This window comes from Monashia sp. NPDC004114, assembly GCF_053603855.1.
Genome location: NZ_JBSGGK010000001.1, coordinates 100,494 through 121,697, shown reverse-complemented (window position 1 = coordinate 121,697; position 21,204 = coordinate 100,494). Strand labels below are relative to the sequence as shown.

The window sequence follows — 21,204 nt, the reverse complement described above, 5'->3', positions numbered from 1 at the left end:
CTCAGTCGACTTCCGCGCTGCCTTCGACGCGCAGCTTGCGCCTGGCCCGCTCATAGAACGTCGTCCGGCCGAGACGCACGACTCGGGCCGCGGAACGCGAAGAGGCGATCGGCAGCGTGTCACCCGCGGACACGTGCCCTGCCACGATCCCGTCGACCTCGACCGCCAGGAGGCCGCTCACCGGGAGGACGCGCAAGGTGAGCTCCTCGTGCGGGGCGAGCATCAGCGCGCGGTTGAACGACGAGTGCGCCGCAGCCGCGGTCACAAGGACGCCCTGCACGTTCGGCGACACGATCGGCCCTCCGGCCGAGAAGCTGTATGCGGTGGAGCCGGTCGGCGTCGAGACGATGACGGCGTCCGCCGCATACCGCACGAATGGAGAGCCCTGCACGGAGATCTCCACAGCGGCGAGGCGGTGCCCGGGCACTCGCACGACGGCGATGTCGTTGAATGCCCTCACAGCGGTACCGTCCGGCAAGGTTGTACTGACCGCGGCGCGGTCCTCCACCGTGAACTGTTGCGCATCTATGGCTGACAGCGCGGCAGGCAGCTCGGCCACATCGACCTCCGCCAGAAAGCCGAGCCGGCCCAGGTTGACCCCGAGGACCGGCGTGGCCCGACGGTCGAGCAACCGCATGGCGCGAAGCATCGTGCCGTCTCCGCCGAGACTGACCAGCAGCGACGCGCGCTCGACCAGCTCAGCCGTATGCACCCCCACGGCCCTGCACTCGATGCGGCCGATCTCGTCTTGAAGTCCGAGCACGGTGACCCGATCGCCCGCCCAGCCGCAGATCGTGTCCACGGCCGTCTTGGCGTCCCGGTCCGGATGCAGCACCAGTCCGACCGTGTGAACCATGCCCATCACGTCAATGTAGGGGGAGACCTGGCGGAGCGGGTGCCCATGCGGGCAGCGCGGGGCTCTGCGCGCCGCCGGGCATACGTCGTCATCCAGCTCACGCCTTGGTAGGTCGACTCTCGGGATGGCCGCGTGTCATCCCGTGTGACTCGAAGCGATCCTCTGGTTGGTATCTGTCGATACCATGCGGGCATGGCGATGACTCTGCGCTTGGGCGAGGCCGATGACCGGATGCTGACTGAGCGCGCCCGTAGTGAGAACCGCAGCAAGCAAGAAGTCGCGCGCGAGGCGATCCACGCCTACCTCACGGACCAAGTGCGGCGGATCGAGGACTTGGAGGATGAGCTCGCGCTGGCGCGCTATCAGCTGCGGCGGCAGCTCGGCGAAGTCACATATGTCACGCAGGCCGAGGCCAGGTCAGCTCTGGGACTTCCTCCGGCGGCGCGGGGCGCGGCGGGTTGACCTACGAGGTCGTCTGGGCCGACGAGGCGTTCGCGGCGGCCCAGGTCTTCATGGGCGATGACCCCAAGGGGTTGGCCGCGGTGTTCGACGCGGTGGATGAGCTGGCGACTGACCCGCGTCCGGCGAGCGCCTTTGCCTGGGGAAATGCAGACCTGCTGCGCCTCCGCGTCGGTCGCTACCGGGTTCTGTATGAGGTCGACGAGCGGGTGGTCAGGATCGAGGTCATCCATTTGGGTCGTGCCGGCTGACATCGGACACGATCGTGGCTGGGCCGCCGTCTAGTTCTCGCAGAAGGGAGTCGTGGTCCTTGGTGAGCCTCGCGGAGTCGCTTGGATTGTTACGAACTAGACTCATCGGAACTGCTAACTAGTTTGGGCTGCAATGGAATTCGCGGCCATTCGGGCCGGAACGACGCGAGGCCGTCAATCTGTCGCCGGGGTCGGCAGCGCATCCGGTGAGTGCCTCACGCCGCGGCCACGATATATGCCGTCACGCGCGGCCCACTCAACCGTCTCCTGAGCAAGGACCTGGGCGGCGGGCTCAACGAGGTACATCGACCGCCATGAGAGAGCCGGGATCGGTGGTCCGCGTTGGCGCGGGCTCGGGAAGACAAGGGGAGTGCGGACATGGCAGGTTTGCAGGCTAGCCGGACGGCGGTATGGGTGTGCCAGGGCCGGGCTGTGGCGCACGGGCGTCTGGCGCCGGGGCGGTTCAGTGATCCGGTGGCCCAACGGTTGCTCCGTCCCGATGAACAGGCCGATGTCGACATGGCACTCGGCCCGGTGCCAGAAGGCCCGGAACGCCGCGTCTACGACCTGCTCTGGTCGACGGCGGCGGTCTTCGCAACCAGAACGGTCGCGATCGACGACGCGTTGGGCTCCAGACCCGGGACCCAGGTCGTCGTCGTCGGGGCAGGGCTAGATGGCAGGGCGTGGCGCCTGCCGCAGCTGGCGGACACGACCGTCTTCGAGGTCGACCAGCCGGCCTCCCAGGCAGACAAGAAGGCCCGCACAGACGGGCTGGCCTCAGCTGCGAAGGGCGTGGTGTTCGTCCCTGTGGAGCTCGGAAAGGACACGCTGCTCGACTCGCTTGTCCGAGCAGGCTTCGACCCGAGAACCCCGACCACCTGGATCCTGGAGGGTGTGCTGGACTACTTGACGGAGGCCCAGGTGCACGCCACTCTCTCCGGCCTCTGTGGCGCCTCGGCCCCCGGATCTCGGCTCGTGGCCACGTACACGGTCTGCAGCGACGCCACCGGCAGCCACCCGCTCGACATGCTCAGTCTCGAGGCCCTGTTCACAGCTGCGGGCAGGCCCAACCTGTTCGAGCACGAACCGATGATTTCCGCATGGACTCCGGAACAGATGCACGCCTTGCTCGCCACGCAGCAGATGTCCGTTGTCAGCGATATCGAACACCTCTCATTCGCCGGCGAGCTCGGCCTGGACACCCGGTTCTCCGACATGCAGAAACTGGCCCGTGTCGTCGTTGCCGCCATCGGGTACGGGTTGTAACGATCTCGAACGGCGTCATCCTTGGGCCGGTCCGCCCGGCGCGGCTCGCCTGCGATGTCGAGGCCATAGCGGCAGGCTGTCTCGAACTCGGCGCGGAGACGGGTGAACCGATGAGCTGTTGAGCGGGGTCGGATCGCCACCGGCGCCGCGGTCCTGGCTGTTGACGAGTGAGCGCTCCATGGAGCAGCGTGAGGCTCGCGATCATCGGCAGACAAGGAGATCCACGTGAGCCTCTATGCGGTCACCGACCCGGCTACGGGCGAGGTCCTCCAGCAGTTCCCCACCGCGACGGATGCCGACATCGAGGCGGCCATCGCCGCCGCGGCGACCGCCAGCCAGGGCTGGGCCCGAACGACGACGGTCGCCGAGCGTGCCGCCCTGGTGAGGCGGGTCGCCGACCTGCACAGCGAGCGCAAGGACGAGCTCGGCGCCATCATCGTCCGCGAGATGGGCAAGCCGCTCGGGGACGCGGTGGGCGAGGTGGAGTTCAGCGCGGCGATCTACGAGTACTACGCGGACAACGCCGAGAAGCTGCTCGCGGACGAGCCGATCGAGCTGCTCCAGGGCGAGGGCTCGGCGCTGGTCCGCCGGTCGCCGTACGGCGTCCTCCTCGGGATCATGCCCTGGAACTTCCCGTACTACCAGGTCGCCCGGTTCGCCGGTCCGAACCTGTGCATCGGCAACACGATCATCCTCAAGCACGCGCCCCAGTGCCCTGAGTCCGCCGCCGCTATCATGCAGGTCTTCGACGACGCGGGCTTCCCGCCGGGCGCCTACGTCAACATCTACGCCACCAACGAGCAGGTTGCCACGATCATCGAGGACCCGCGCGTGCACGGCGTCTCGCTGACCGGCTCGGAGCGGGCGGGTGCGGCCGTCGCCGAGATCGCGGGGCGCAACCTCAAGAAGGTCGTCCTCGAGCTGGGCGGCTCCGACCCGTTCATCCTGCTCTCGACCGACGACCTCGACGCGACCGTCGAGGCCGCCGTCAGCGCCCGCCTCGACAACACCGGCCAGGCCTGCAACGCGGCCAAGCGGTTCATCGTCACCGAGGACCTCTACGACCCGTTCGTCGAGAAGTTCACCGCGGGAGTCAAGGCCGGCGCAGAGGGCATCAGCCCGCTGTCCTCGGTCGCTGCCGCCGACCGGCTCCAGCAGCAGGTCGACGCCGCCGTCGGGCAGGGCGCCCGCCTCGAGTCCGCGGGCGAGCGCAACGGCGCGTTCTTCCCGACCGGCGTTCTCACCGGTGTCACCCCGGACAACGACGTCTACCGGCAGGAGCTCTTCGGCCCTGTCGCCATGGTCTTCAAGGCCGCCACGGAGGATGAGGCGGTGCAGATCGCCAACGACATCCCGTTCGGTCTCGGCTCCTACCTCTTCACCACGGACCAGATGCAGGCCGAGCGCGTCGCCGACAAGATCGAGGCCGGCATGGTCTTCGTCAACGGCGTCCTGCTCGACGGCGCGGAGCTGCCCTTCGGCGGCATCAAGCGCTCCGGCTTCGGCCGCGAGCTGGGTCGCTACGGCATCGACGAGTTCGTCAACAAGAAGCTCATCCGCGTCCTGAAGTAGCGCGCCCGTCGCGGGCGCCGCGTGCCTCAGTCGCGCGGCGGGCAGAGGCAGAACGGGTGCCCGTCGGGGTCGATCATGACCCGCCACGTCGCGCCCTCGGGCTGTTCGGGCGCCACCGTTGCACCCAGCGCCAGGGCGTGCTCCGTCGCGGCGTCGAGGTCCGAGACCCGGAAGTCGAGGTGGAACTGTTGCGGGTGGGTCTGGCTCGGCCACTCCGGCCTCGAGTAGCCCTCGACCGTCTGGAAGTTCAGGGCCGAGCCGAGCACGGACGCCGAGGCGTAGCCGTATTCGGGATAGTCGCCGCTGACAGCGCCGCCGGTGAGGTCGGTGTAGAAGCGGGCCAGCGCGCTCGCGTCAGGGGTGTCGATCGTGAACGCGAGCAGCTCGGTGATCGAAGAGGAGGAAGTCATGAGGGACAGGATGTCATCGGCCACCGACACCGGTCCCAAACCGCCACGGGTTCACGTGAGCGTGGCTATCAGGTTGCCCACGTGCGGTGACCCCAGGCCAGTGACCCGGTCGTAGCCGGCGGACGCCTGGTAGGCGCCGTTGGAACCTGAGGTGACGTCACGGAAGCAGTTCGTCCCGGAGAGCGGGTAGAGCAGCGGCGCCAGATAGCCGTGGGCAGGCTTGCCGGCCGTGACTCGGGACTCGTTGAGCAGCGCGCAGATGCCCGCCCAGACCGGGGCGCTCCAGCTCGTGCCGCCGATCTGGTTGTCCTTCCCGTGCAGGATGACGAGCGCGCCAGTGTTTGGGTCGGCAGCCGCGCTGACGTCAGGGACGAGGCGCTTGGTGCCGGCGGGGACGCCCGCTCCGGTCTGCCACGGTGGGCGACTGAAGAGTCCACTCACGCCGCCTCCGCTGCCGGCCCAGGCGGTCTCGCTCGTGACGGCACCCGCGGAGTCAAGGTCGAGCGTCGTGCCGCCGACACCGATGACCACGGGGTCGGACGCCTCGTACTCGACCTGGAGCGGGCCGCTCGAGCTGTGCCCTGACCCGTCCGGGTTGGACCCGGCATCGCCGCTGGAGACGAAGACGTTGACCCCGGCCGCTGCGAGCTTGAGGAACTTCTGATGCTGGGCGGCCACCTCGCCGCCCGGGCCGCCGAGGAAGGTCTCGCCGAGTCCCAGGCTGATCGAGAGCTGACGCATGCCCGGATAGCGCGGTAGGTCGGCGATGATCCGGTCGAGGGCCCGGTCGAGGTCGACGAAGCGCAGCGACCCCGATGCATAGACTCTGATCTTCGCGCCCGGCGCAATGCCGCTCGACCACTCGACGTCGAGAGTCTCCTCGCCTTCGGCAGGCGGCAGGGTGGTGCCGCCCACGTTGATCCGCTTCACCCGCTTCGTGCTGGCGGACGCGCCGGTTATGCCGTTGCGAGCCCAGAACGCCCTGAGATCCTTGCTCGATGGCACGGTGTCGATGAGGATCGCGATGATCTGGCCGGCTCCGGTCACAGCAAGACCCTGGGCGCCATACGCACTGCGCAGGTCGTCCACGAGATAGGGCGGGGTTCCTGTTGCGACGGCTGCGGCGGGCGCCATCATCTCGCGCGATCTGGGAGAGGTGGGTGGTGCGACGTACTTGCGATAATGCTTGTTCAGCTGCCGGTAGGGCTGAAGGCCAAGGATGGCCTGCACGCCCTCGCCGACGTCGGAGGGCAGGCTGGGCGCTGTGCGCGCCGCAGAGTAGGTCACGCCGTCCTGGGTGACCTTGGCGATCTCGACCTGCAGCTGCTCAGCGATGTTGGAGACGGTCGACGTGGCATACACCGAGGTTCCGTCTGCAGAAGGCTTGCCAACCGAAAAGCCGTGAGCCTCAAGCCAACTCGTCAGCTTCGTACGAGCCGCGTCCGAGGCCGTCGCGGCCGCGATCTCCTCGGGCGTGGCGACCTCGCCCGCCGCCACCTTGCTCTCGAGCACTGCTGTGGCCTCAGGGTCAGGTGCCAGCGTGAAAAGCACCTCCATCGTGTCGTCGAGCTGTCGCTGAGTGGCAGCCTGCACGATCGCGCCATGGGAGGCGAGGCCGTCGGGCGGGGGCAGCGGAACCACACTGTCGGAGAAGATCTTGCGGGCAGCCATCGCCCTCACCACCTTTGGATGGCCACGGGCGCTGCGGGCCTGAACACCTGATCACACATGTCGGCCCCGACCCATGGGATGCGAACAATTTTGGATCGACCTTGATTGTTCGGCGACCTCTCCACGGTCGCACGGATCGCACCTCTCGACGTGCCGAACGGCCAGAACGGGGGATATCCGCCCAGGGTGCCTGGTGTCTCAGTGGCGGGTCGGCCCGGGCGCACACCCTTCGGGACGAGCGGACCCGAATGCCGGACCGCTCGTCCCGCGCACCATGATGCGGCCGTGGTCCGGTACTGGCGGTTCAGGGCGCTCCACCCCGTCGATGCGGGTCAGCAGCCGGGTCACCGCCTGCCAGGCCAGGGCTTCCGGCTGAAGGTCGACGGCCGAGATCGGGGGCGTTCCGGCCCGGACCGCTTCGGCATCGGAGCCGCACACCAGCGGGACGTGTGACAGGCCGCGCTCGACGAGCACCTGCTGGACCCCGACGGCGTGCTCCGGGACGAGGACGTAGACGCCGTCGAGCCGCGGGTCCACGTCGAGCGCCTCCGTGATCGCTTCTCGCCCGCCCTCGACGTCCGAGAGCTCGGGTCGGCGCACGACGACCGGCTCGAGTCCACGCTCTCGAACCCATGAGCGGTATCGGGTCTCGGTGTCGATGTTCCATGCGTTCTGGTCGGTGCCGACCACCGTCGCGATGCGGGACGCGCCCGAGTCGGCCAGGTGCTCGAGCACTCGGTCGGTGATGAGATCGGTGGCGATGTCCACCACGGTGTCGGGCTCGTCGAGACGCGGGTCGCGGCCCACGGAAAGATACGGAATGCCGTGGCGGGCAAGGGTTTTCAGCAACGGGTCGTCGGCGACGGGCTCAGTGACCAGGAAGCCGTCGCAGGCGAATGCCGCCCCAGGCGACTCGTCGCCGGACGGGTCCGAGACGAACATCAGGGCATACCCCTGGTCGAACGCCGCAAGCGCCGCGGCACCGGCGAAGCGCAGGAAGTAGTCGATGCCGAGGACGGCGTGCGCCTCCAGCTCCGTGAGGGATCGTTCGACGAGGGCGATGACGCCGAGCCGGCTGCTGCGCAGCCCGCGCGCCAGGGCATCGGGGCGGTACCCGAGGTCGGTGGCGGCCGCACGCACGCGCTGCTGCGTCGTGGTCGCCACCACGCCGTGCCCGGTGAAGGTGTGCGAGACGGTCGTCGCCGACACGCCTGCGCGCCGTGCCACGTCGTGGATCGTCACGTGCCTCCTGCGGGTCACGCCTCGAAAGTAGCCGCGAGACCACCCGTTGTCCAAATCGATTTGGGTCCCTACGCTCCGACTCGCCAGGCAACCGAAGAGCATCCGGCACCAGAGCCGCCACCGACGCTCAGGTCAACGACGACTGGAGGACCCATGACCACAACCGAGTGGACGCAGGAGAGGACCGCGCCCGACACCTCACTCGAGATCGAGTCCCACGGCATCGACGTCATTCCCGAGTCCGAGCGGCGTGGACGACCGCGTCAGCTCTTCGCGGTGTGGGCCGCGGCCAACGTGAACTTCCTCGGCTTCATCGTCGGCACCGTGCTCATCCTCATGGGCCTGAGCGTGTGGCAGGCGCTCGGCGTGATCGTCGTCGGGAACCTCTTCGCGGTGTTCACCGGCATCGTGGCCGGCAGCGGACCGGCGGCCGGCACGCCGAGCGAGGTCATCACCCGGGCGATGTTCGGCGTGACCGGCAACCGCGTCAACGTCGCGATCGCCGGCTGGCTGGTGAGCGTCTGCTACCTCGCCCTCAACTGGGTGGCGGCGGCATACGTCGCGTTCAGCCTCGTCGAGCGGATCGGCATCCCCGTCACGACTCCCGTCGAGGTCGCGATCATCGTCCTGATCGCCGGGGTCACCCTCGTCATCAGCGTCTACGGTCACGGCTTCATCCTGCGCTTCTACCAGCCGCTGGCGATCGTGCTGGCAGTGGTGTTCGCCGTCATGGCGGTCTTCGTCATCAGCGGCGCGAACTGGGGGTTCACGCCCGCCGCCCCGCTCCAGGGGACCGACCTGTGGGCGGCCGTCGCTGCCGGAACGGCGCTCGTGGCCTCCGGCCCGCTCTCGTACACCAACAGCGCGGACTTCGCCCGCTACCTGCCGAGCACGACCCGCGTGCGCGACGTCGCGCTCTGGACGGCGCTCGGCTCCATGGTGCCCGGCATCATCATCTCCTCGGTGGGCGCGCTCGCGGCGACCGCGGCCGACGCGAGTGACGCGCGCGCGGCGGCAGAGAGCCTGTTGCCCGGGTGGTTCACGCCGGTCTTCCTCGTCGCGGTCATTGTCGGAACCATCGCGAACAACGCCATGACGGCATACAGCTCGGGCCTGGCCCTCCAGTCCATCGGAGTACGCCTGCCACGCTCCCGGAGCGTCCTGCTCGACGGCGCGGTCGGTACGGCCATGACCCTGTACGCCCTGCTCGTATGGAACTTCCTGGACAGCGTCTCCAACGCGATGCAGCTCGTCGTGACGGTCCTGGCGCCGGTGATGGCCGTCTACACCGCCGACATGTGGTGGCGGCGGAACCGCTATGACGGCCGCGCCCTGAGCGACCAGAGCAAGGCCAGTCGGTTCTGGTACACCAACGGGGTCAACGTGGCTGGTGCCACCGCGCTGCTGGTCGGTGTCGCCCTGGCCCTCATGTGTGCGTCGACGCCGGTCTTCACCGGCCCCATCGCCGGCGCCCTCGGCAACGTCGACCTCTCGTTGGTCGTGGGTCTCGTTGTCCCGGGCGTGCTCTATCTCCTGCTCATGAGCACGTATGCCGCCCCGCGGGAGTCCCGATGAGTCGCGTGCACTACCGCGGTGGCCGGGTCTTCACCGCCGGCGAGACCAGCTGGGCCGAGTCGATCGTCGTCGACGGCGAACGGATCGCCTTCGTGGGCGCCACCGAGGAGGCCGATCGACTCGACGACATCGTCCGCACCGTCGACCTCGAAGGGGCGTTCGTCGTGCCCGGCTTCGTCGACGCGCACACGCACCTCGTCAGCCTCGGCGAGTCACTGTCGCAGGTCGACCTGTTCGGCGCCGTCGACCTGGCGGACATCCAGGGCCGGCTCGCAGCCGCCGCGGCGAGCGACCCGGGCGCGGAGCGCCTGCGCGGGCGCAGCTGGCTCTTCTCCGCGCTGCATGGACAGCAACCGCACCGATCGATGATCGACGACGTGATCAACGACCGGCCCGTCTATCTCACCGCGGCCGACCACCACTCGGCGTGGGTCAACTCGGCTGCGTTGCGCGAGCTGGGAATCCATCGAGACACCCCCGACCCGATCGGAGGGCACATCGCCCGCGATGCTGACGGGGAGGCCACCGGGATGCTGTACGAGAACGCCGCACTCATCCTCATGCGCGGGGTTCTCGACCGGCTATCCACCGACGCGGATCGCCTTGCGGCACAGCAAGATGCCTTCGCTTGTTACCTTGCCGCCGGGGTGACCTCCGCGATCGACATGGGACTCGCCGACGAGGAGCTGACCGCACTGGACGACGCGATGGCTGCCGGCGGGGGGCGGCTACCGTTGCGGGTTGCCGCACACTGGGTCGTGAACCGCACCGGCACCACCGAGGGCGACCTCGCGCAGGTGGCGCGGGCAGTCGAGCTGCACCGCACTCGGACAGGCCCGTGGTTCCGGGTCACCGGCATCAAGATCTTCGTAGACGGCGTGGTCGACAGCTGCACCGCCGCGATGGTCGCCCCGTTCGCCGACGGCAGCCATCCCGGGGCGCTCTGGGACGACGAGTCCCTGGCCATCGTCGTCGCAGCCGCCGACGCCGCCGGGCTGCAGGTGGCCATGCACGCGATCGGCGACCATGCCTCCGGTATCGCGCTGCTCGCCCTCGAGCACGCCGTCGAGGTCAACGGTCCCCGACCCCGCCGACACCGGATCGAGCACCTCGAGACCGTCACCGAGGACACCGTGCGGCGGCTGGGCGAGCTCGGCGTCATCGCGTCGGTCCAGCCCGTTCACGCCGACCCGGCCATCCAGGACAACTGGCGCCGGATGCTCGGCGACGACCGGGTCGACCGAGGCTTCCCGTGGGGCGAGCTGGCCGACGCCGGAGCCTCGCTCGTGATCGGCTCGGACGCCCCGACCGCGCCGTACGCCCCGCTGCCCAACCTCTATGTTGCCGCGACACGCAGGTCGGCGATCGACCGCGACCTCCCCGCCAACCTCCCGGACAGCGCGATGCGCCTCGGGGACGCGTTGCTTCGTGCCACCCGGGATGCCGCTCGCTCAGCGCGATGGGAGGACCTGACGGGTCGGCTCGATCCCGGTCTCAGTGCCGACTTCGTCGTCATCGACGCCGACCCGTTCAGGGACGGTCTCGAGTCGCTGTTGAGCGCCCGGGTTCGGTTGACCGTACTGGCCGGCCGGACGGCATACGACGCGGTCTCCGGGAGCGTGGCCCTGTCCTAGCCGCCCGACGCCGGGGACAGCTGAAGACTCCGGAGTCGCGGCTGCACCGTCGCGCCGCGCAACGCGACAGCGCCGGCATACCCCGCCCCGACGGGGAGCCCGACCAGGGACCATCCCTGCTCGGGCCGGGGGCGCGCCCCGTCGGTGACGTCGTGGTCGCCCAATCCATGAGCCAGGCCGGTTCCGACCCCTTTGAGAAAGGCCTCCTTGCGGGTCCACATCCGCGTGAAGACTGCGCTGCGTCTGGTCGGGGGCGCTGCGAGCACGACATCCCGCTCGCGCGGATGAAGCATCTCGAGCACGGCGGAGACCACCTCGACGCCGGGAAGCGGCTCCACGTCGATCCCGACCGGAGCCGAGGCCACCGCCACGGCAACGAGTCCGCCCGCATGGGAGAGCGAAAAGTGCAGGGACGCAGCGGGATCCATCAGCACGGGTCGGCCGTTCGGACCGCCGCACTCCGGACATGGTTCTCGGCCGAACCGGAGGCACTCCGGAGCAAGCCCGAGGCGGTCGCCGAGAATGACTCGGAGTGAGGCATGGGCCACGGTGAAACGTCGGCGGTCGTCGTCTCGCTGAAAACGCTCCGCCTGCTGCCGTTCGTCCTCGTCAAGGATGCGCTCAGCCGATGGTCCGAGCGGGCCTGCGGTCACAGGGACCAGCCAGACGTCCACGACGCCACTCAAGTCCTCACTGACGGCCACGATCACCTCGAACCCTATACAGTCGTCTCGAACCCAGAACGTCGAGCCAGGCGAGGTGGGCGATGCCAGACTACGAGAACGAGCCCCACCGAGTCTGCGCGGCCGACGTGGCCGGCCGCTGGTCATTCTGCGACGACGGCTGGCTCGCCTCTCTCACGCTGGAGCCGGGCGGCCAGGACCCGCACACCGAGGTCAACGGACTCCTGCACAGCGAGCGCTTCGATGACGACTACGTCGTCACCGGACGCGTCGGCGTGGGCGGTCGGCGGGCCGTCGAGCTGACGATCCACGACTACAACTGGCTCGAGCGTCAGGTCTTCTCCGGCTACCTGACGACGGCTGGTGAGCGCTCCATCTCCGGTGCCAGCCTGTGGCAGGGCACGCCCTACGGCTTCTTCGCCACCCGCGCCGCCCGAATCCTTCTCGGGACGTACCGCGACGGTCCCGCGACCGCGTCAGACTTCGCCGGCCGATGGTCTGCGGACGTTGACGGCCTGACTGCCATGGTGACGATCGTGGCGGCCGCAGACGGCGAGTCCTTCAGTGGTACGGGAGTTCTCGGACCCGATCGCACCGCCTTCAGCGTCGACGGTCGCTCTATCGCAGGCATCCCGCACGGTGCGACATTGACGTTCACCCATGAGGACGGCACGGTGCGCGAAGGACCTGGCTACCTGGCGTCGCGTCCCAAGGGAGTGGTCTGCGGCTGGACGGCGCGTCCGGGTGCCCAGTCGGGTCAGTCGGACCAGTCGGACCAGTCGGACCAGTGGGGTCTGGTGATGGTGCGGTCATCCTGACCGCGTGGAGGATTGGCGGTGAAGCGAGAATGACCTACTTGCAGTTCAACGACGACGAGCACACGATCCTGGTCGAAGTGACGCCTGCAGACGTGCAGGCCCGCCCAGGCGTGGTCAAGGCAGGGGTGGCGGACCGCATCAACGATGGTCTGGTCAAGGCGCAGACGTCGTTGCAGGCGGCGTTCGGCGCCCTGCTCGAGCAGACGGCCGGATCGTTCGTGCAGGCCGTTCGCCGTCTCGAGGACCCACCGGACAACATCGAGCTCCAGTTCTCGGTCAAGGCGACCGGCGAGCTCGGGAACCTCGCGATCGGCAAGCTGAGCGGCGAGTCGAACTACGCCGTCAAGCTGACCTGGACGCGGCCACTTCCGTGAACCCTTCGGTGCCGGGACCGGCGCCGATCACCGCGGCGCGAGCGTCGGTGGTTCGTGTCCAGTCGGCGACCGAGACGGTTGGTACGGGGTTCATCGTCAGCGAGCCGGAGCGCCTTGTCCTGACCTGCGCGCACGTGGTCGAGTACGCCGGCGGGATCCCGGGGGGAACCCTCTCCCTCGTACATCACGCGAGCGGGCAGCTCTTGGAGGCCACGGTCCTGCCGGAGCACTGGCACGAGGATGAGGACGTGGCCGTCCTGCAGGTGTCCCCGGACTCACCGTGGCCGGACGGCGCAGACACCGTGCCGTTCTCGATGTCGACCAGCCCGGTCGGTCATGACGCCTGGACGTTCGGATACCCGCCGGCGAAGCCCGTCGAAGGACTCGTCGGGACCGCGCAGATCGCCGCCGAGATCGCGGACGAGAACGGCATGCCGGTGCTTCAGCTGTCCGGTGCTGACGAGATCGTCCCTGGTTTCAGCGGTGCCCCGCTCGTCGATGTCGTTTCGGGCAGGTTGGCGGGCATGGTCGACGCGATCACGAGCGGGGACCACGGCCGTCAGCTCCGGACGGCCTTCGCGATCCCGGCCAGCACCATCCTGCGGCTGGTTCCCGGCCTCGCGGCATCGGACGTCCAGCCGTACTTCGCGCTCGATACCTTCACCGAGGCCCAAAAGGACCTCTACTTCGGCCGTGAAGAGACCGTCGCCCGGCTCGTGACTGCCGTCCGCAGACCTGGAACCCGCTTTCTGGCCGTCCTCGGTCCTTCCGGAAGCGGAAAGTCGTCGCTTGTCCGTGCGGGCCTGGTGCCGGCGCTCGCCTCAGCGAATGGCGGCGCCGGCGCAAGCCCGCGGGTCATCGTGACTCGCCCAGCGGACCTGCTGGCGCATCCGTCCGATCCCGGATCAGACGACGCGAGCGTCATGAGCGAGCTGAACCGAGTAGTGCCCATGAGCGACACGAGCGACTCACCCGTGCTGCTGACCCTGGACCAGTTCGAAGAGACTTTCGTCGTCCTCCCGCCTGCACAGCGTCGTGCGGTCTTGCAGTGGTTGGCGTCCTTGGTGACCTCGACCCGCCCGGTGACCGTCGTCCTCGTCATGCGTGACGAGTTCTTCGCCGCCCTGGTGCACGAAGCACCCGGCCTCACCCGCGCGTTGGAGGAGGGGCTCCGCACGATCCCCCCTACCCTTGGTCGCCCCGACCTGAGTGCCATCGTCACCGGCCCCGCCGGGGCGGTCGGCCTGCGTTTCGAGGAAGGTCTTGCCAAGCGAATCGTCGACGATGCGATCGATGCGGCTCCGAGCGCCGAAGAGGACACGGCCGCAAGCACTGTCCTGCCGCTGCTCGAGTTCGCCCTGACCCAGCTGTGGGAGCGTCGCGTCGACGGGCTGCTCACCCATCAGGCCTACGAGCAGATCGGGAAGGTCGCGGGTGGCATCGCGGGATGGGCCGAGGAAGCCCTCGCGCGTTTCGACGAGTCGGACCTCCCGAAGGTACGTCGCGTCTTCCTCGACCTGGTCCACCTCGGCGACGAGCGGCATTCGACCCCGGACAGCCGGCGGCGACGAGATCTGACCGAGCTGGCACGTACGCCGGACGAGCTGACGGACGTGACCGCGATCGTGTACCGGCTCGCGGACGAACGGCTGCTTGTCACCCGGCTCGACTCGCAGACCGGCGATGTGCTCGTCGAGCTCGTGCACGACTCCCTGCTGCGCGAGTGGCAACGCCTGCGCGAGTGGCTCGATGCCGACCGCAGCTTCCTGATCTGGCGGCAGGACCTGGACCGCGCCCGGGAGAGGTGGGAGTCCTCGGGGGAGATCGGGAACCGGGACTCGGGAGCGCTCCTGCGCGGCCGGACCCTCGAGGCCGCCAAACGCCTCGACCCCATCCAGCTCGACCGCCTGAGCGATGCGCAGCGCGAGTTCATCACGGCGAGCGACGACGCCTGGGTCGCCGAGCAGCAGCGCCTGCAGCGGGCCTTGAGCGAGGCCGAGCAACAGCGCGCTCGGGCGGAGGAAGAGCTCGTTCGTGCGGGCCTGCGCGAACAAGCGCTGCGAGTCCGTCTGCTCCTGGACGTCGAGCCCGTAGCGGCCCTCGCCGTGGCCGCCGACACGGTACTCACCAACCTGGCCGAGCTCCCGGACGACCTCATCGACCTCCCGCAGGTGAGCTTGCACGCCGCGCTTCTGACGGCCCGAGAGCTGACTGTCGTGGGCGCCCACCATGCACCGGTGACGTGCATCGCCGCGAGTCCGGACGGTCGCCTCGTGGTGTCGGCCTCGGTGGACACGACCCTGCGCGCCTGGTCGCCGACGGGCCAACCGCTGGGTCCGCCCTGGCAGGGCCACGACGCCGCGGTCACCGCCGTCGCGGTGGATCCGCTCGGCCGGTTCGTCATCTCCGGCTCTGCGGACAGGACCCTGCGCGCCTGGTCGCCGACGGGCCAACCGCTGGGTCCCCCCTGGCAGGGCCACGAGGGCGCGGTTACCGCCGTCGCGGTGGATCCGCTCGGCCGGTTCGTCATCTCCGGCTCCGCGGACAGGACCCTGCGCGCCTGGTCTCCCACGGGCCAGCCGATGGGAGCGCCGTGGCACGGCCACGACGACGAGATCACCACCATCGGCATCCTGCCGGAGAGAGTCGTGTCCGCATCCGCGGACGGCACCCTGCGTGCGTGGGCGGAGAATGGCGACCCGATCGGGCCCCCGTGGCGAGGACACGACGGTGTCGTCCTGAGCATGGCCGTGCACGCCCCCGGGGGCCTGGTGATCTCGGGCGGCGCCGACCGGAGCATCCGTGTCTGGTCCAGCGACGGCCGCCCCGTCGGGCGGCCGTGGCAGGGGCACGTCGGTGGGGTCAGCGCGTTGACCGTCTCGCGGGACGGCTTGGTCCTGGTGTCAGCCGGCGGGGACGGTGTCGTGCGCACGTGGGATCTGAAGGGCCGGGCCATCCGGCCGGACCTCGTGGGACACCAGGGCGCCGTGACGTCACTCGCGCTCGTCGACGACGACCGCCTCGTGGTCAGTGCCGGCGCCGACGCCACCGTGCGCACGTGGGCCCGCGACGGGCATGGTCCGTATGCCGTGTTGTCGGGTGGCGGCACGGACGTGAACGGCGTCATCGTGCTCGACGACGCGCGGCAGCTGGTCAGTGCCGGCGCCGACATGCTCCTTCGACGATGGAGCACCTCCGGCGAACCGATCGGCGACCCGTGGGCCGGCCACGAGGGCTACGTCTACTCGCTGGCACGTGATGCCGCCGGTACCCGAATCGCCTCCGCCGCAGCGGATGGAACCGCCCGCGTGTGGGATGCCCCGACCGGCCGGTGCGAGACGGTGCTGAGGGGTCATCGAGGCGCGGTGTATGCCGTTGACGTCAGCGCGGACGGTCAGCTGGTCGCCACCGGCGGCGCGGACGCGACGGTGCTGCTGTGGCGGCCGGACGGCGCCGTGGTCGCCGGACCGCTGGCGGGACATCGCGACGAGGTGTGGTCGGCGGTGTTCACTCCCGACGCGCACCTGCTCGCCACCGGGAGCAACGACGGCACGATCCGGCTCTGGCGCTCCGACGGGTCATCCGTCGGCAAGCCGCTGGAGGGACACGGGGCCGGCGTCCGCGACCTGGCGTTCTTTCCCGACGGGACGACACTGGTCAGTGCCGGGCTGGACCGCACGGTGCGACTGTGGGACGTCACGACCGGGGAGGCCGTCGCCGAGCCGATGCACGGGCACAGGGGCCCGGTGCACTGTGTCGCCGTCGCACCCGACGGGCAGTCCATCGTCAGCGGCTCGGCCGACGGCACGCTGCGGATCTGGGACAGGGTGGGCAGAGCGGTGAGCGAGCCCGTTCACGGCCATGACGGCGGCGTCTGGCGTGTGTCGCTCGCCCGTGACGTTGGGCTGGTTGCGAGCGCCGGAGCCGACGGCCGGGTGCTGCTGTGGAGACTGGGCTGGCGAACCTTCCTCGAGATGGCGTGCCTGCGCATCGACGGCCACCCGGCGATCGGCGGCAGCTATGGAGCGACGATGGAGCGCGTCAGGGCTCAGGTGCCGAAGCGGCCGTGGGTGGTCTGAGGAACGAGGCCAGCGTTGCCGCCCAGTCAGTATGCCGCGGTCTGAAACCGCGGGCCCGTACCCGTTCCGTGGCGTACCAACGGACCCGGGTGTGGAGGTCGCCCGGGGGCACGTCTCCCGTTCGCACGGTGACGTCGCGACCGGTGAGCTGCGACATCTGGGTGTAGAAGTCGGACCACCCGATCCGGCCGGTGGCCGCGTTCAAGGCACGGCCGGCGGGCTCCTCGACGCAGTCGGCGACGAGGACGGCAAGGTCACGTGCGTCGATCCAGCTGAGGGCCACCTCGGACGGATCGCCCTGCGGAATCGTGACGGCCTCCCCGGCGGCGGCCCGGTAGAACGCATGACCGGCCCCCGTGCGCAGCTGCCAGCGACAGTACGGGTGCGGTCCCCAGACGAAGGGCGATCTCAGGATCGTCACGCGATCGGGCGCGCCCGAGCCGGCTGCCTCTCGTAGCAGTCGTTCCGCGCGCAGCTTTCCACGGACATAGTCGGCCGCCGACGCCTCCGGCTGAAGGACAGCGTCTTCGTCGATCGGTCCCGGCGCCGACCACGGGTAGACGTCCGTGCTGCTCATCAGCACGAACGGCCCGCCAGCCCAGCTGGCGACGAGCTGCGCGACGGCATACGCGTCGTGGTTCCAGTCCCGGAAGGTACAGGCCAGGTGCACGACGCCACGGGCGCCGCGAGCGGCAGCGTCGAGACTCCCGGCATCGGCCAGGTCTCCGATGGCCAGCTCGTCGTCGATGGACAGGTCCTCCATCATCGACGTGTCGCGGACGAACAGCCGTAGCCGGTGACCTCTACGGCGCAGCTCGCGAACCACGAAGGAGCCGATCATTCCTGAGGCGCCGGTGACCAGCAGCGGCGTGCTCGTCCTGCGGACCAGCGCCGCAGGGGCCCGGCTCGGCCCGGCCGCGGCAGGGGAGCCGTCCCGGACCGTGGACATGATGCCGGCCACGGTCGGATCGTGCAGGAAGGATCGCAGCGAGAGCTGCACGCCCAGCTCGGCGCGCAGTCGTGCCACCGCTTGTGCAGCCAGAAGACTGTGCCCACCTGCGTCGAAGAAGTCCTCCGTCCGACCGAGCCGAGGGACGTCCAGCACCTCGCACAGGAGCGTCGCGACGCCCTGCTCCCTGCCCGAGACGTGATCCTCGGTGCCCTCCTCGGTGCCCTCCGCAGTGACTCCCGCGGTGGGTTCCCCCTGGTGGCCGGAGGCATCGAGGGCGACAGCCGGCGGAGGCGCCAGCGCGGCGTAGTCGAGCTTGCCGCTGGCCGTGAGCCGGATGTCGGTGCACAGGACTATCCGATGCGGAACCATGACGCGTGGCAGCCGGGACGCGAGATGCGCACGAAGGTCCCCGGTCGGTGCTGATGTGTCCCTCACGACGTAGGCGACCAGCCGCCCAGCCGAGTCGCCCTCCTGCTCAAGGCGGACCGCGGCTGACCGCACGGCCGGATGGGCGCGGAGCACGGCCTCGATCTCTCCGGGCTCGACCCGCTCGCCCCGGAGCTTGAGCTGCCTGTCGATGCGTCCGAGGAAGACGAGCGCGCCGTCCTCACGACGCACCACCCGGTCGCCGGTGCGGTACATCCGTATTCCGGCGGTGGGGGCGAAGGGGTCCGGCATGAAGACACGCGCGGTCGGCCCGGGCGCAGCGAGGTACCCGAGGGCCAGCTGGACGCCTCCGATGTAGAGCTCGCCCGCCACGCCCGGTGGAACGGGCTGCAACAGTGCGTCGAGGACGTACAGGCTGCACCCGGGCATCGGCCGCCCGATGGGCACCGTCTCCTCGTCGTCCGGCTTCACGCGCCAGCCGGCCACCTCGACGGCCGCCTCGGTGGGTCCGTAGAGGTTGTGCACCTGCGCCGTCGGGAACGTTCCGGCGGCCTGGTGCGCGAGCCCGGGGCCGAGAGCCTCGCCGCTGCAGAAGAGCCGCCGGAGCCGATCCACGCAGGGTGCGCCCGTCGGTGTGCTTCGCGCGCGTGTGACCGCGTCCAGAAACGGCCCGAGGACGGATGGGACGAAGTGGGCGATGGTGACCTCTTGCTCGAGGACCAGCTGTGCCAGCGCATCCGGATCGCGGTGCGACCCCGGGGCTGCCACCACAAGGAGGGCCCCTGACACCAGCCCCTCGAACAGCTCCCCGAGAGCGACGTCGAAGGTGAGCGGCGTCTTCAGCAGCACTCGATCCGACGGCCCGATCCGGTGGAGCCGAAGCATCCAGCCAACCCGGTGCTCGATGGCCCGCAGCGGGACCACCACGCCTTTCGGCCTGCCGGTCGAGCCGGAGGTGTACATCACGTACGCAGGCCGGTCGCCCGGGTCGGTGACCACGGGGTGTCGCAGGTCGTCCGGTCGGTCGAAAGGTGCGAGCGAAGGGGTGAGCAGCGGCATCCCGAGCGGGCGCAGCGCTTCCGCCCCGTCGGGCGGCACCAGGACGAGTATGCCGCCCGCCTCGGTCATGTGCCCGCGAAGGCGTTCCAGGGGCTGTTCCGGGTCCAGAGGCAGAAAGGCCGCTCCGGCGGCCAGGACGGACAGCACTCCGATGACGGTGTGGAAGGACGGCCGCGTGCTGATGCCCACGACGCTCCCGGGCCCCACTCCGGCGCTGCGGAGCCGGTCGGCGCATGCGTCAACGGACGCGACGAGCTGTCCTCGGGTCAGGTCTTCGGCGCCGAAACAGATCGCCACGCGATGTGGGTCCGCCGCGGCGAGATGGCGGACCGTCTCGAGGATTCCGGGCGGCACGCCCGGGTCAGGTCCATGGGACACCGCCTGCAGCTTTCGGGCATCCTCGGGTGCCGCGACGCCGAGCCGCTGCACCGTCGTGTCGGGATCGGTCACGGCGTTCTGCACGAGCCGGACCCACGAGTCGAGCAACCGCCGCGCCGACGCCGACGGGATCACGTCAGTCGCCGTCGAGAGTCTGACCTCGGTCGTCCTGGCGTCGATCCGAAACGCCCAGCACAGATCGAACTTCGTCGTTCCTGTGGCGATCGACCGCTGCCTGAGCGTCGTCCCGCCCAGCCGTGGTTCCAGCGGCTGCATCAGGTCAGCGAGCACCTGGAACAACGGGGAGTGCGCGGTAGACCGGAGTGGGACGGCGTCCTCCACCATCCACTCGAGCGGCACCTCCTGGTGCTCGAGAGCGGCGATGACTGCGTCCCGAGTCTGCCGGACGAGCTCGCGGAAGGAGCGGCGGGGATCCACCGTGATCCGCGTCGGGACGGTGTTGACGAACAGACCCACTGCGGAGTCGAGCTGAGGATGGACTCGACCCGACATGGGGACGCCGATGAGGAGGTCGTGCTGCCCGGTGACTCGGGCCAGCACGGCAGCGGTGGCTGCGAGCAGAACCATGAACGGCGTAGCCCGTTCGGCGCGGGCCAGATCGGAGCAGCGTCCGGTGATCTCCAACCCCAGCTCGTGCGCGGTCTCGGTGCCGACAGAGGTGCGAGTCGGAGGCCGGGCGGCTCCGTCGGGGAGTGGGAGGACGGTCGGTGCTCCGGCCAAGGTCTCACGCCACCAGCGACGGTGCCCGGCGAGCTGGTCACCTCCGAGACGCTCGGCCTGCCATTGGACGTAGTCGGCGTAGAGCGCCGTCGAGGCCGCAGGCTCCGCGTGGATGTCGCTCCCTCTGTGAGCCATGTCGTACGCGACCGCCAGTGCCTCGAACATGGGCCCGATCGAGCCCGCGTCTGCTACGAGGTGGTGCACGCACACCAGCAGTGCGTCGGAGCTGTCGTCGGGGCTGTCGTCGGAGTGGATGAGCCTCACCCGCAACAGGGGACCTCGTGCGAGGTCGAAGGGCGCTGTCGCCTCGAGCGACAGAGTCGCGTCGATGTCCTTGGACCCCGTCGCCGTGACGACAGCGAAGTCCGGCTCGTCGTCCTGCTGCGGGAAACACCACGGCACGCCGTCCACTTCGCGGAAGGTGCTCCGGAGCACCGGCCAGAGCCGCATCACGGCCCGCACCGCCTCCTGGAGGGCTCCCTGGTGCAGGCGAGCCGGGACATCGAAAGCAAGGGCGATCGTGTAGGTCGGCGTGCCGGGCTCCAGCTGCTCCAGGAACCACATTCGCTGCTGGGCAGCCGACAGCGGCAGCCGTGCCTGCACGGCAACACGCCTGATCGGGGGCACAGGAGCCCCGACGCCGGAGAGCCGCCTGCGCAGCTGGTCGAGCTGCCCCGCCGTGAGCCGCCCTCGAAGCCGCTCCAGCTCGTCGCGCGACTCGTCGCGGTCAGGCGTGGTCGACATCGCTTCGGCTCCTCGTCGTGGAGGTACCAGTCCAGATTGACAGGTCCTGAGCA

General features: G+C 69.6%; 15 protein-coding genes. 9 read left to right on the top strand and 6 right to left on the bottom strand.

Annotation, left to right across the window (positions count from 1 at the left end):
• Position 1 precedes the first annotated feature (1 nt).
• On the bottom strand, positions 2–862 hold the full coding sequence (locus ACWEOW_RS00495) for an NAD(+)/NADH kinase (protein WP_452267182.1): 861 nt from the start codon (positions 860–862) through the stop codon (positions 2–4).
• A 186-nt stretch (positions 863–1,048) separates the two neighbouring features.
• On the opposite strand from ACWEOW_RS00495, the gene ACWEOW_RS00490 reads away from it, so the two are divergent.
• From ACWEOW_RS00490 to ACWEOW_RS00475, 4 genes are all read left to right on the top strand, one after another.
• Entirely contained in the window at positions 1,049–1,318 is a 270-nt protein-coding gene (locus tag ACWEOW_RS00490) for a hypothetical protein (protein ID WP_452267181.1), read from the top strand.
• Positions 1,315–1,566: a type II toxin-antitoxin system RelE family toxin gene (locus ACWEOW_RS00485; RefSeq protein ID WP_452267180.1), complete on the top strand. Its 252-nt coding sequence runs from the start codon at positions 1,315–1,317 to the stop codon at positions 1,564–1,566. Before ACWEOW_RS00490 ends, ACWEOW_RS00485 begins: the two co-directional genes overlap by 4 nt.
• A gap of 378 nt (positions 1,567–1,944) precedes the next feature.
• Positions 1,945–2,832: a class I SAM-dependent methyltransferase gene (locus ACWEOW_RS00480; protein ID WP_452267597.1), complete on the top strand. Its 888-nt coding sequence runs from the start codon at positions 1,945–1,947 to the stop codon at positions 2,830–2,832.
• A 225-nt stretch (positions 2,833–3,057) separates the two neighbouring features.
• Positions 3,058–4,404, top strand: a complete 1,347-nt coding sequence (locus tag ACWEOW_RS00475; protein ID WP_452267179.1) for an NAD-dependent succinate-semialdehyde dehydrogenase — start codon at positions 3,058–3,060, stop codon at positions 4,402–4,404.
• Between the two features lie 26 nt (positions 4,405–4,430).
• On the opposite strand, the gene ACWEOW_RS00470 is transcribed toward ACWEOW_RS00475, so the two are convergent.
• The 3 genes from ACWEOW_RS00470 to ACWEOW_RS00460 form a co-directional block, all read right to left on the bottom strand.
• Positions 4,431–4,814 carry a VOC family protein gene (locus ACWEOW_RS00470; protein ID WP_452267178.1) on the bottom strand — a complete coding sequence of 128 codons (384 nt, stop codon included), beginning with the start codon at positions 4,812–4,814 and terminating at the stop codon, positions 4,431–4,433.
• 51 nt (positions 4,815–4,865) lie between these two features.
• Entirely contained in the window at positions 4,866–6,485 is a 1,620-nt protein-coding gene (locus ACWEOW_RS00465) for a S53 family peptidase (RefSeq protein ID WP_452267177.1), read from the bottom strand.
• A 198-nt stretch (positions 6,486–6,683) separates the two neighbouring features.
• Complete coding sequence (locus ACWEOW_RS00460) at positions 6,684–7,745, bottom strand: LacI family DNA-binding transcriptional regulator (RefSeq protein ID WP_452267176.1); 1,062 nt, start codon at positions 7,743–7,745, stop codon at positions 6,684–6,686.
• A 135-nt stretch (positions 7,746–7,880) separates the two neighbouring features.
• Between ACWEOW_RS00460 and ACWEOW_RS00455 the strand changes: the two genes are divergently transcribed.
• Together ACWEOW_RS00455 and ACWEOW_RS00450 are read left to right on the top strand one after the other, a co-directional pair.
• Positions 7,881–9,302: a purine-cytosine permease family protein gene (locus tag ACWEOW_RS00455; protein ID WP_452267175.1), complete on the top strand. Its 1,422-nt coding sequence runs from the start codon at positions 7,881–7,883 to the stop codon at positions 9,300–9,302.
• Entirely contained in the window at positions 9,299–10,936 is a 1,638-nt protein-coding gene (locus ACWEOW_RS00450; protein ID WP_452267174.1) for an amidohydrolase, read from the top strand. The genes ACWEOW_RS00455 and ACWEOW_RS00450 overlap by 4 nt, the downstream gene beginning before the upstream one ends.
• Here ACWEOW_RS00450 and ACWEOW_RS00445 read toward each other — a convergent pair.
• Positions 10,933–11,610 (bottom strand): 4'-phosphopantetheinyl transferase family protein, encoded by a 678-nt coding sequence (locus ACWEOW_RS00445; protein WP_452267173.1) that lies wholly within the window; start codon positions 11,608–11,610, stop codon positions 10,933–10,935. The two genes, ACWEOW_RS00450 and ACWEOW_RS00445, sit on opposite strands and share 4 nt — an antisense overlap.
• Positions 11,611–11,702: 92 nt before the next feature.
• Between ACWEOW_RS00445 and ACWEOW_RS00440 the strand changes: the two genes are divergently transcribed.
• The 3 genes from ACWEOW_RS00440 to ACWEOW_RS00430 are packed head-to-tail and all read left to right on the top strand — an operon-like array spanning position 11,703 to position 16,890.
• Positions 11,703–12,437, top strand: coding sequence for a hypothetical protein (locus tag ACWEOW_RS00440; RefSeq protein ID WP_452267172.1), 735 nt, complete (start codon positions 11,703–11,705; stop codon positions 12,435–12,437).
• Positions 12,438–12,466: 29 nt separating this feature from the next.
• On the top strand, positions 12,467–12,811 hold the full coding sequence (locus ACWEOW_RS00435; protein ID WP_452267171.1) for a CU044_2847 family protein: 345 nt from the start codon (positions 12,467–12,469) through the stop codon (positions 12,809–12,811).
• A gap of 47 nt (positions 12,812–12,858) precedes the next feature.
• Positions 12,859–16,890: an nSTAND1 domain-containing NTPase gene (locus ACWEOW_RS00430; protein ID WP_452267170.1), complete on the top strand. Its 4,032-nt coding sequence runs from the start codon at positions 12,859–12,861 to the stop codon at positions 16,888–16,890.
• Here the strand turns inward: ACWEOW_RS00430 and ACWEOW_RS00425 are convergent.
• Positions 16,853–21,151 (bottom strand): non-ribosomal peptide synthetase, encoded by a 4,299-nt coding sequence (locus ACWEOW_RS00425; protein WP_452267169.1) that lies wholly within the window; start codon positions 21,149–21,151, stop codon positions 16,853–16,855. The genes ACWEOW_RS00430 and ACWEOW_RS00425 overlap by 38 nt on opposite strands.
• Between the last annotated feature and the right edge of the window lie 53 nt (positions 21,152–21,204).

Coding starts and splice junctions, on each gene's coding strand:
- ACWEOW_RS00495 (WP_452267182.1), bottom strand. CDS start 862: ATGGGCATGGTTCACACGGTCGGACTGGTGCTGCATCCGGACCGGGAC.
- ACWEOW_RS00490 (WP_452267181.1), top strand. CDS start 1,049: ATGGCGATGACTCTGCGCTTGGGCGAGGCCGATGACCGGATGCTGACT.
- ACWEOW_RS00480 (WP_452267597.1), top strand. CDS start 1,945: ATGGCAGGTTTGCAGGCTAGCCGGACGGCGGTATGGGTGTGCCAGGGC.
- ACWEOW_RS00470 (WP_452267178.1), bottom strand. CDS start 4,814: ATGACTTCCTCCTCTTCGATCACCGAGCTGCTCGCGTTCACGATCGAC.
- ACWEOW_RS00465 (WP_452267177.1), bottom strand. CDS start 6,485: ATGGCTGCCCGCAAGATCTTCTCCGACAGTGTGGTTCCGCTGCCCCCG.
- ACWEOW_RS00455 (WP_452267175.1), top strand. CDS start 7,881: ATGACCACAACCGAGTGGACGCAGGAGAGGACCGCGCCCGACACCTCA.
- ACWEOW_RS00450 (WP_452267174.1), top strand. CDS start 9,299: ATGAGTCGCGTGCACTACCGCGGTGGCCGGGTCTTCACCGCCGGCGAG.
- ACWEOW_RS00440 (WP_452267172.1), top strand. CDS start 11,703: ATGCCAGACTACGAGAACGAGCCCCACCGAGTCTGCGCGGCCGACGTG.
- ACWEOW_RS00435 (WP_452267171.1), top strand. CDS start 12,467: ATGACCTACTTGCAGTTCAACGACGACGAGCACACGATCCTGGTCGAA.
- ACWEOW_RS00425 (WP_452267169.1), bottom strand. CDS start 21,151: ATGTCGACCACGCCTGACCGCGACGAGTCGCGCGACGAGCTGGAGCGG.